We start from the raw sequence: 10,440 nt of genomic DNA, 5'->3' as shown, positions 1-10,440 counted from the left end.
GGGGTGCGGAAGGCGGCGTGGACCGCGGCCGAGCACCGGGACACGGCGTCCGGCCGACGGGGCCGGTCCGCCGGCAGCAGCACGGGCGCCCACTGCGCGTCGGTGTCCTGGAGGTGGTCGTGGTTCACTGTCCGGCTCCCATCAGGATCGCGGTCTCGGTCGCGGGGGTGGTGGTCTGCCCCAGGGGCAGCGGGTTGCTCACGCACAGGTCGCGTACGGCGCCACGGACGCGGGCGACGAGGGCGGGATCGATGACGTACTCGGTGTCGGTCACGGAGGCGGTGCCCTCCAGGACCGTGTGCATCAGGCGGGCGCAGTCGGCCATGTCCTCGGGGCGCATACCGCGCTGGGCGAGGATGTTGGTGCCCAGGCGCAGTCCGCTGGTGACCAGCGGGGGCTTGGTGTCGCCGGGGATGCGGTTGCGGTTGGCGAGGATCCCGCACTCCTCCAGGGCCCGTTCGGCGACGACTCCGGTCAGGCCCCGGTCGTGCACGTCGATCAGGACCATGTGGTTGTCGGTGCCGCCGGTGAGGATCCGGTAGCCGAGCGCGGCCAGTTCGGCGGCCAGCGCGCTCGCGTCCTCCACGATCAGCCGGGTCGTCTCGCCGAACCAGGGGGAGGCGGCGACCGCGAAGGCGCGGGCCTTGGCGGCGATGGTGGCCGGGCTGGGCGTGCCCTGCGACTGCGGGAACACCGCGCGCTGCATCAGCCGTGACAGCGGGGTGCGGCCGTCGGGGCCGGGTGTGCGGTACTCGGCGCCGCTGAGGATCAACCCGCCGCGCGGGCCGCCGAGTTGCTTGTACGTGCTGGTCGTCGTGAGGTGGGCGACGTCGATGGGGCTCGGGTGCCGGCCGGTGGCGACCAGGCCCGCGATGTGCGAGATGTCCGCGAGGAGATAGGCGCCGACCAGGTCCGCGACGGCCCGGAACCGGGCGAAGTCCACCGTCCGCGGATAAGCGCTGGCCCCCGCGATGATCACCGAGGGCCGGTGCAGGACGGCCAGTTCCTCGACCTGGTCGTAGTCGATGCGTCCGGCGGAGTCGAGGCCGTAGTGGAGCGCCTTGTACTGACGGCCGGTCACCGAGGCCGGGGAGCCGTGCGTGAGGTGACCGCCGGCGTCGAGGTCCAGGCCGAGGATCGTGCCGCCGGGCGGGACCAGTGCGGCGAGCACCGCCAGGTTGGCCGAGGAGCACGAGTGCGGCTGGACGTTGGCGTAACGCGCCCCGAACAACTCCTTGGCTCGCTCGACCGCGAGTCGCTCGACGGCGTCGAAGTGGACGGCGCCCGGGTGGTAGCGGGCCCCGGGGTAACCCTCCGCCGTGACGTTCGACAGGGCGGCGCCGCCGGCGGCGAGGACCGAGGGGTCCGCGATGCTGGCGGAGGCGATCATCGCCAGGGTCGTGCCCTGGTGACGCACCTCCGCGTCGAGCAGCCGCGCCAGCTCCGGATCGCCCTGGTGCAGGGTCTCCATGCCGATGGCCAGGAGGGCCGCCTGCTCGCCCGTCCGTGTCCCCTCGGCGCCGGCCCCTGCGCTCTTGCGGGCCGTCTCCACCAGGTCGGTGCTCCAATGACCGGCCATGTCGTCCACCTCGTTTCTCGATGAATGTCGTTGATGAATGAGCCCGGAAGAACGGAATCTCTTCGGCCCGCTGTGGTGATTCGGCCCGTCTGCCGGACCCGGCTCTTCTCTCGCGCTCGGCCCGCCGCTTGCCCGGCGGCCCCGCTTCTCGCATGGGGGGCGTTTCTCGTGCTCGGCCCGCTTGTTGCTTGTGGCCGGCTTCCGAGTTCGGTCGGCTTCCGAGTTCGGCCGACTTTCGAATTCGGTCCGTTTCTCGAATTCCCGCGATTCTCGCGATTCCTGCGATTCCTGCGATTCCTGCGATTCCTGCGATGGAAAGGACCGTAACTTTCCCGCCCCGCGTCGGACAACCGTTCAACGGTGGCCGGAATTCGAGCAGTCGATCAGGAATTGACGAGCTGCCGGGAAAGGGAACTCGGAAGAACGGAGAGCTCGTCGACGCGCCCCAGGGACGCGTGCGGTTCGGCGGCGAAATGCCGCAGGACGTGCGCCAGCCGGGCCGCGAGCGCGCGGGCGGAGGCGTCGTCGAAGGCGGTGCGGTGGTACTCGATCCGGACCCGGAACCCGGGCCCCGTGTCGGCCACCACGGTCAGCGCCTGCGGCCGGTCGGGAAAGGCGCGGAACGCGGCGACGGTGATGCCGCCCGCGGAGGGCGCCGGCCGGGGCTCGGGCCCGCAGTCCACGACGGTGTCGTACGGCGCGGACACGGCGGGCGCCCGATGCAGCCGGACCAGCAGGTCGGCGGCGGTGTCCAGCGGCCCCCACACGGCGCGTACGGCGGCGGTGCGGGCGAACGGGCCGAGCAGCGCCCCGGCGTCCGGGGGCCGTCCGGGGACGGTGACCCCGAGGACCACGTCCCGGCCGCCGGCCTCCTCCGCCCGTACGACGGCCCAGGCGGCCTGCACCAACACCTCCACCGGGACGCCCGACTCGGCCGCCCGGATGGGCAGTTGGCGGGCGACCGGCGGTGGCAGCACGGCTTCCACGCTGCCGATGTCGGGCGGCTCGGCCGGTGGCCCCACAGGTCCGGTGAAGCCGTACCGGCGGGGCAGGAGTCCGGGGTCGCCGCAGGTGGCGTACAGGCGCAGCAGGTCCTCGGTCAGCAGGCGCACGGACTCGCTGTCGAGCAGTGCGGGGTGGGCGGTGACCAGCAGGTCGTGGTGCTCCCAGCCCAGCCGGACGAGGGTGACCCGCAGCAGCGGTCCCGGTTCCAGAGCGGTGCGCCGGTCCTCGTACAGGAGGCGGTCGAGGCCCTCACTGCGCTCTCCGATGGTCAGCCGGGTGAAGTCCCGTACCTCCCACGGCAGTCGTACGCCATCGAGGACCCGTCCGCCGGGTGTGGTGCGCAGATGGGTGTGCCGGTCGAGCAGCGCCTGGGCCGCGGTGTGCAGTCGGTCCGCGTCAAGGACGCCGACGAGATGGACGACCGTTTGGAAATTCCCTGCCTGCCTCGCCATCACTTTCTTCGCCCCCGTTTCTCGTTCTTTGTTTTTCGTTCCTCGGCTTTTCGTTCCTGGGTTTTCTCGTCCGGCGATTCAGCTGTTCGACTGTTCAGGTCGGTCAGTTGCGCATGTTCGTCCGGTTGTCCCGGCGGCCTCACGGCCGCCGGGACGCCGGGACGTCGGATCAGCCCGACGAGATGGCCGCCGCCATCCCGGCGACCGTCGGGTTCTCGTACAGCTCGTGCGTGGTGAGCCGGACGGTGAGTTCGTCGCCGATACGGGCCAGCAGGCGGGTCGCCCGCAGGGAGTTGCCGCCGAGGTCGAAGAAGGAGTCGCCGCGGCTGACGGTGGGCCGGCCCAGCACCTCCGCCCAGATGTCGGCGATCTGCCGTTCCAGGTCGCCGACCGGCTCCTCGAACTCCCGTGTGCTGCCTGTGGGTTGCGGCGTCGCGTCCAGCAGCAGCTGGGTGGTGTCGACGCCGCCGGCCGCGTCCGTCGGGATGGCGGCGACCTCCAGCAGCCGTACGGGGACGGACAGTTCACTCAGCACCGGCTCCAGCGCGGCGCGCACGGTGTCGGGGTCGGTGCCGTCGGCCGTGTAGGCGACCAGGACCTCGCGGGCGTTCAGCTCGTCCGTCGCCAGCTCGGCGAGGATCACCGGGTTGTCGAGGTCGAGGCCGATGAGCAGGTAGTGGTGCGGCAGCCCGCTCGCGGTGAGGAAGGCGCGCAGCCCGTCGTCGGGGTCGATGGAGCGGAAGCCGCGTCGGCGAGCGGCCGCCGACGACTGCCCGCGGTTCATGCCGGTGTTCTCCCACACGCTCCAGCCCAGGCAGCGCACGTCACGGCCGCGTTCATGGCGCCAGTGGTCGGCGAAGCCCACCAGGAACGTGTTGGCCGCCGCGTACGCGCCGAAGGAGTGCCCGCCGAACTCGCCGTTGACCGAGCCGAACAGGGTGAGGGAGGCGCCGGGTCTGTTCTCCAGCAGCTCGGCGATCGCCAGGGTGCCGGCCACCTTCGCCGCGTACTGCCGGGTGAAGGCGGCCTCGCTCTCGCGGGCCAGCGTGTGCCGTTCCAGGTTGGCCCACTGGTCGCTGACGTCGGCGGCGGCCAGGTGGAGCACCCCGTCGAGGGCACGGCCGTACCGCTCCTCGGCGGCGGCGACCGCCGCCCCGAGCCGGACCGGATCGGCCACGTCCGTCCGCTCGTACGTCACCTGCCCGAGCGCGGCGAGGTCGGCGAGCGCCTCCGCCCGGTCGCCCTCGGCGGGCGAGCGGCCCACCAGCAGCAGCCGGACCCCGTACGCGGCGAGCAGATAGCCGGCGAGGTCGTGGGCGATACCGCCGAGGCCGCCGGTGACGAGGTAGAGCCCACCGGGTACAAACGGCGCGCCCCCGGCGGTGGCCTCCTCCTCGGGAACGGGCCTCAGACGCGGCTGCCAGCGCAGTCCCTCACGGGCGGCGACCACACCGGCGAGGGCTCGGTCGGCCAGCTCGCCCTGCACGGCCGACGCCCACTTGGCGCGGTCGGCGGGCAGGTCGAGCTGACGGACCGTGAGGTGCGGCAGTTCACTGACGGCGGTGCGCACCAGCCCGGGGAGCGCGCACACCCCGAGGTCGACGTGGTCGCCGGGGCGGACGTGCACGGCCCCCTCGGTGAGCAGGAGCAGCAGGGGCCGCCCGAACTCGTCGCCCTCCAGGGCCCGGACGAGCCCGGTGAACCGTGTGGTGACCTCGGTGAGCCGTACGGCGGGGTCGGCCGGGTCGCCGGGGCCGGGCAACGGCCAGCCGTACACCACCGAGTCGATCGCCCCGTACTGCGCCGCGACCCTGGTGAACACGCGCCGGATCTGCTCGGTGTCGCCGGGCGCGACCCGGAAGCGTCCGGGCCCTTCCTGGACGTAACCGTCCCCCTTACCGACGACGACCAACTGGTCACCGGTCAGGCCGAGTCGGGCGACCTGTTCGTCCTCGTCCTCCTCGGCGAAGACGACCCGTACGCCCTCGCCCTCACTCCCGTCGCCGTCACCGTCACCGGCCACGGCGTCGAGCCGCGCCCACTGCCGGGCGGTGAACCAGGTGTCCGCCGACTCGTCTTCCTCGCTCTCCGTCTCGATCCGGTCCGCGAACCGTCCGGCCCTGAGGTCGGCGACGAGCGCGGCCCGCTGGATCTTGCCGCTGGCGGTCTTCGGGAACTCCGCCTCGGTGACCGGGACCAGCAGATCGGGGGCGAGGCCCACCTCCTTGCCGAGCCGGGTACGGACGTCCCGGCACGTGCGCCGGAGGGATTCCGCGTCCCACTTGACCGGCACGAAGAACACGACCAGGCGGTCGGACCCCTCCCCCGGTTCGCGGACGCCCGCGGCGGCCGAGAAGGTGACGCGGACGCCCTCGACCTCCTCGACGACGTTCTCCAGTTCGTGCGCGATGTAGTTGGCGCCACGGACGACGATCTGGTCCTTCTTGCGCCCGGCGATGACGAGCTCACCGTCGTGCACGAAGGCCAGGTCACCGGTGCGGAACCAGCCCTCGGCGTCGAACGATGCCTGGTTCGCCTCCGCGTTGCCGTGGTAGCCGCGCATCATCGTCACGCCCCGGATCTGCAGCTCGCCGATCCGGTCCTCCGGCAGCACCTGCCCGTCGGGGTCGACGATCCGGATGGTCACACCGGGCAGCGGCCCGCCGACGGTCGAGAACGCCACCGCGTCCTTCCCGCCGCGCTCCTTGCCGTCGAGGAAGCGCAGGTCGCCGTCGAAGGAGGAGGGCGCGACGACCAGCGTGCCGGAGGTGCGGTCGGTGCGGGACTGCGTCGAGTACGTGACGCCCGAGCAGGTCTCGGACATGCCCCAGGCCGGCGCCATCGCGTCCGCGGGCAGGCCGTGCGGGGCGAGGAGTTCGAGGAAGCGGTGGCTGGTGGCGGCGATGACGGGTTCGCCGCCGTTGGCGAACTCCTTGACGTGGGACAGGTTCCAGGACCGGCGGGCGATCTCGTCCGCGTGCTCGTTGATGAGCGCGAAGGCGAAGTTCGGGGCCCAGGTGTTCGTCGCGCCGTACTCCTGGAGCCAGTCCAGCCACAGCAGCGGGTCGGCGAGGAAGTCGTCGATACGGCCGTTGACGTGACTGCACCTCAGGAACATGTCGCGGATGTTGTAGAAGACCATCGTCACGTGGTCCAGCGGCATCCAGATCAGGCTGACGTCGTCGGACGTGTAGCCGCGCCCCTGGGCCACGGACCAACTGCGCTGGGCGACGCTGGCGTTGGTGTGCTGCACGCACTTCGGTACGCCGGTGCTGCCGGAGGTGAGCAGGTTGATCACCGGGGTGTCGGGCGTCGTGGCGTACCAGTCGGTGTCCGGTTCGTACGCGGCGAGCGACTCCACGGTCAGGATGCGCACCGTCGACTCGCCCCACAGCTCGCGCACCGCGCTCAGTGCGGGCGCGGTGGCCGCGTCGGTGAGGACGACCGGGTTCCCGAGCAGGTTCCAGGCGCCGCGCAGCTTGCGGTTGGCCTCGTTGTGCGCTGCGTACGTCGTCGCCACCGCGACCGGCGTCGGCACGAACCCGCCGAGCACACAGGCCCAGAACGCTGTCATGTAGCCGCGGTGGTCGCCGAACTGGAACAGCGCCGCGTCCCCCGGCTCCAGCCCGGCCGCCCGCAGGCCGGCGAGCACCCGCTCGGCCTCGGCGAGCAGCTCCGGGTAGGTCTGCAGGTCGGGTGCGCTGTCCCGGCGCAGGAAGGTGGTGCCCTTCTCGGGGGTGAGCTCGGCGGCCTGGCGTAGCGCCTCCTGGAGGGTGGTGGCGGCGCCGTCGGGTATGTGCACGGGCCCGCCGTGGGTCTTCGAGGAGGGCTTGTCGCCGCCGTCCGCCTCGGTCTCGGCCTCGGCCTCGGATGCTTCGGGCGCCGATGCCCCGGGGGCGTCGGACACGGCGGTACGGGTCCCCTGGCGGACCACGGCTACGGCCTCCCGTACTCCCGGAACCGAGCGGGCGGCCGCGGCGAGCCCGTCGATCAGGGACGGGTCGATCGCTCCGGACGTGGTCATGAGGTCCTCCCTGCCATCTGGGGCGCCAGCAGTGTCTGGCTGATGTATCCGGTCAGTTCGGCCGCCTGGCCGAGGAAGTAGAAGTGGCCGCCCGGGTAGACGTGCGTCTCGAAGCGCGCTCCGGTCTGCTCGCGCCAGGCGTCGAGCGTGGCCAGCGGGGCGCGCGGGTCGGTGTCGCCGCTCAGCACGGTGATCGGGACGTCCAAGGGGGCGCCGGGCCCGATGTCGTGGTTCTCCCAGAGCTCGAAGTCCGCGCGCAGGGTCATCAACAGGGCGTCCATGACGTCCTCGTCCTCGGCGATCTCCGGCTCGATACCGCCGAGACGGACCACCTCGGCCGTCAGCTCCTCGTCGGAAAGGTGGTGCAACTGCTGTATGGCGCCGCGGAGTCCGGGCGCAGACTGGGCCGACAGGAACAGGTGGCTCGGCTGGGGGCCGCCCTTGTCCCTGAGGGCGCGGGCCAGTTCGAAGGCCAGGATCGCGCCGCCGGAGTGCCCGAAGAAGGAGAACGGTCCGTCCATGACGGGCCGCAGCGCCTGGGTCAGCACTCTGACCAGGGGCGCGACCTCGGTGACGGGATCCTCGGCGATGCGGTTCTGGCGGCCGGGCAGCTGGACGGCCGCCAGTTCTATCTCCGGTGGCAGCAGCGCGGCCCACTCGGCGTAGGCACCGGCTCCGGCACCGGCGTGCGGGAAGCAGATCAGCCGGTGGCGGTGGTCGCCGCGCCGGGCCCGCCAGATGTAGGGGGTCTCGGCCACCAGATCAACGGTGTCAACAGTGTCGACGGTCATGCAGGTCCTCCAGGGCAGTTCTCGGTAAGGGTGGTGACGTCGGGGTGGTGACGTCGCCGCAGTCGGATCGGCCGGATCGGCCGGATCAGCCGGCTCAACCAGCTCAGTCGGATCGGCCGGATCAGCCGGATCAGCCGGCTGTGCAGCCGCTTGCGGCAGAGGGTCAGAAGAGCGGGGAGGGGCTCCGTGCTCACGGGCACCGCATCTCGAGTTCGTGGGCCAGGCGGAGCCAGTGGTCCGCGCAACGGCGTGCGGCCTGGGCGAGGGTGTCGGAGCGGTGGGCCGGGACGCTCTGCGCGAGGCGGCGCCACTTGGCCTCGTCGCCGATCGCGTGAAGGCTCAGCATCTGCAGCAGCAGCCGCCCGGCCTCCGTGCGCAGCGACGGGTCCTTGCGGAGGTTCGGCAGCATCAGCGCGATCGCCGCGGCCGACGTACGTGTCGGGGTGCGGCCGGCGGGCCGCCGCACGGGCACCGCGGTCGGCTCCGGCTGCTGCGTCGCCGGCCGGGACCGGTTCGGCACCGGGTCCTGTCCGGCGCGTATTCGGTCGCGTACGTCCTTCGCGGTGGCGGTGGCGATGCCGGCGCGGGCGGCGATCTCGCGCAGGGAGGCGTCGGGGTGGGCGGCGATCACCTGGGTGGCGCGCAGGCGGCCCTCCGCGGCGTGCAGCGGGCGGACCCGCCCGTCGCGCCCCATCCGCGCGGTGTTCGACTGTCCGTTCTGGTCAGTTGAACGGCGCCGGATGGCCGCGACGGTACTGGCCGCGAGTCCCGTGGTGGCCGCGATCCGCCGGTCGGACCAGTAGGGGCGGGCCGTGAGGATCCGGGTCGCCGCCGCCGTACGGTCCGCCTGGGTCAGCGGGAGACCGTGGGTCACGTTCAGCTTGACGGCCAGGGCGAACGCGTCCTCCTGGGAGCCGTCGAAGAACTCGACCTCGATCTCCGTGTCACCGCGCAGCCGGGCCGCCCGCATCCGGTGCATGCCGTCGACGACCCGCATGCTCTCGCGGTGAACGAGGATCGGCGGAAGAGGGGCGTCCAGTTCGGCCAGGGCCCGGACGTGTGTGTCGTTCTCGCCGTCGACTCGCGGGGAGTCGGAGGCCAGCAGCGCGCTGAGTGCGACGGTGGCCCGTTCCCCGGTCGGTCCGGCCGGCCTGACCGACCCGGCCGATCCGGCCGATCCAGCCGATCCAGCCGATCCAGCTGGCCCGGTCGGCCCGGTCGGCCCGGTCGGCAGTTCCTCGGTCTCGGTGGCGAGCACCAGGTCGGCGGCCGGTTCGGCAGAAGCGTCGAGGACGTTCATGACGTGGTGGTTCCTCCCCCTGTGACTACCAGCACGGTCGTTGACGGCAGACGGCAGACGGCACGCGTGGCTCAGGTGGCGGTCCCCCATCAACCTTCGAAAAGAAACATACCAGTCGCCTGGTTTTTTTACGACCCTCTCGCTGAACTCACCTACTGAACGACCTTGACGCGCCGAGGTTCACGCCACCGCCCCGAGAGGGGGTGGATGCGCTTGGCGCCACCCGAAAGGGGCTACCACCTGCACGTATGCCGCGCGATGGCCACCCTGGACGACACCGCAACGACTGCGCCGAAGACCCTCGGGCGAACAACTTCCCACATAACATACGGCCATGCCGGTTTTTTGGCACCCATCGAGACGGGCGGTTGTTCGCTCCCACACCTCCCACGCGCCGACCTCACGCTGCGAGCAGGGACTACGCGCCGAACCCTCCGACTCCAGGGCTTGCCCACCCTAAAAACAAACCGCTATGCTGGTTTCTTAATACACGCCAATCCGGTCAGTTCGCCTTCAGTGAGGAGCCACCGGTGACAAAACAGGAACGTGCGGTCCGCACCCGCCGCTCACTCATCCGCTCCGCGGCCCAGGCATTCGAGCTGCACGGCTACGCCCAGGCGAAGCTGGCGGACATCAGTGCCCGCGCCGGCGTGAGCCCAGGGGCCCTGCACTTCCACTTCGAGAGCAAGGCGGCGGTGGCCCGGACGGTCGAGACGACGGCCGGGGTGAGTCTGCGTCGCGCCGCCTGGCTGGCCCAGCCGCCCGACACCAACGCGCTGCAACGGCTCACGAACGCCTCGCACGCCCTGGGCGAACTGCTGCGCACCGATGTCGTGGCCCGCGCGGGTTTCCGGCTGAACTGCGAAGCGGTGGTCGGCGGTGCGCTGAACCTGCGTCAGGAGTGGCGCGGTTGCGTGGAGCAGCTGCTCGCCGAGGCCGCCGCGGAGGGGCTGCTGAACACCCGGCGGGCCTCGCGGACCGACGTGGCCGCCACGATCGTCGCCGCGACCACCGGCCTGGAAGTGCTCGGCCGCCGCGACCCGGAGTGGCTCTCGCGCAGGACACTCACCGGTCTCTGGCGGGCGGTACTGCCGAGCCTGGCCACGCCGGAGGCCCTGGCCGGCCTCGATCCGGGCGGCACGGGTATCCGGTCGACGCGCCGAGAGGCCGAAGAGGGCGCCCTGAACGCCGAGTTGGAGAAGACCGGGGTCGCGCCTACGTGACCGGAGCCGCCCCCGAAAGCCGCGAGAACAAGGCAAGAACAAGGGAGGACCTGTCTCTTATACACA

At 71.8% G+C, this 10,440-nt stretch carries 6 protein-coding genes; 1 reads left to right on the top strand and 5 read right to left on the bottom strand.

What is annotated here, in order from left to right:
• Positions 1-124: 124 nt before the first annotated feature.
• The 5 genes from FNH08_RS33785 to FNH08_RS33765 form a co-directional block, all read right to left on the bottom strand.
• Entirely contained in the window at positions 125-1,579 is a 1,455-nt protein-coding gene (locus tag FNH08_RS33785) for a serine hydroxymethyltransferase (RefSeq protein ID WP_152775338.1), read from the bottom strand.
• Positions 1,580-1,962: 383 nt separating this feature from the next.
• Positions 1,963-3,036, bottom strand: a complete 1,074-nt coding sequence (locus FNH08_RS33780; protein ID WP_152775337.1) for a condensation domain-containing protein — start codon at positions 3,034-3,036, stop codon at positions 1,963-1,965.
• A gap of 169 nt (positions 3,037-3,205) precedes the next feature.
• Positions 3,206-7,060 (bottom strand): SDR family NAD(P)-dependent oxidoreductase, encoded by a 3,855-nt coding sequence (locus tag FNH08_RS33775; protein WP_152775336.1) that lies wholly within the window; start codon positions 7,058-7,060, stop codon positions 3,206-3,208.
• Positions 7,057-7,851 carry a thioesterase II family protein gene (locus tag FNH08_RS33770; RefSeq protein WP_152775335.1) on the bottom strand — a complete coding sequence of 265 codons (795 nt, stop codon included), beginning with the start codon at positions 7,849-7,851 and terminating at the stop codon, positions 7,057-7,059. The genes FNH08_RS33775 and FNH08_RS33770 overlap by 4 nt, the downstream gene beginning before the upstream one ends.
• Before the next feature lie 190 nt (positions 7,852-8,041).
• Complete coding sequence (locus FNH08_RS33765) at positions 8,042-9,151, bottom strand: ParB/RepB/Spo0J family partition protein (RefSeq protein WP_228034511.1); 1,110 nt, start codon at positions 9,149-9,151, stop codon at positions 8,042-8,044.
• Between the two features lie 530 nt (positions 9,152-9,681).
• Between FNH08_RS33765 and FNH08_RS33760 the strand changes: the two genes are divergently transcribed.
• Entirely contained in the window at positions 9,682-10,374 is a 693-nt protein-coding gene (locus FNH08_RS33760; RefSeq protein ID WP_322725947.1) for a ScbR family autoregulator-binding transcription factor, read from the top strand.
• Positions 10,375-10,440 lie beyond the last annotated feature (66 nt).

It is taken from the genome of Streptomyces spongiae (genome assembly GCF_009377185.1).
In the GTDB taxonomy this organism is placed as follows: domain Bacteria; phylum Actinomycetota; class Actinomycetes; order Streptomycetales; family Streptomycetaceae; genus Streptomyces; species Streptomyces spongiae.
This window is presented reverse-complemented; position numbering and strand designations above follow the sequence as displayed.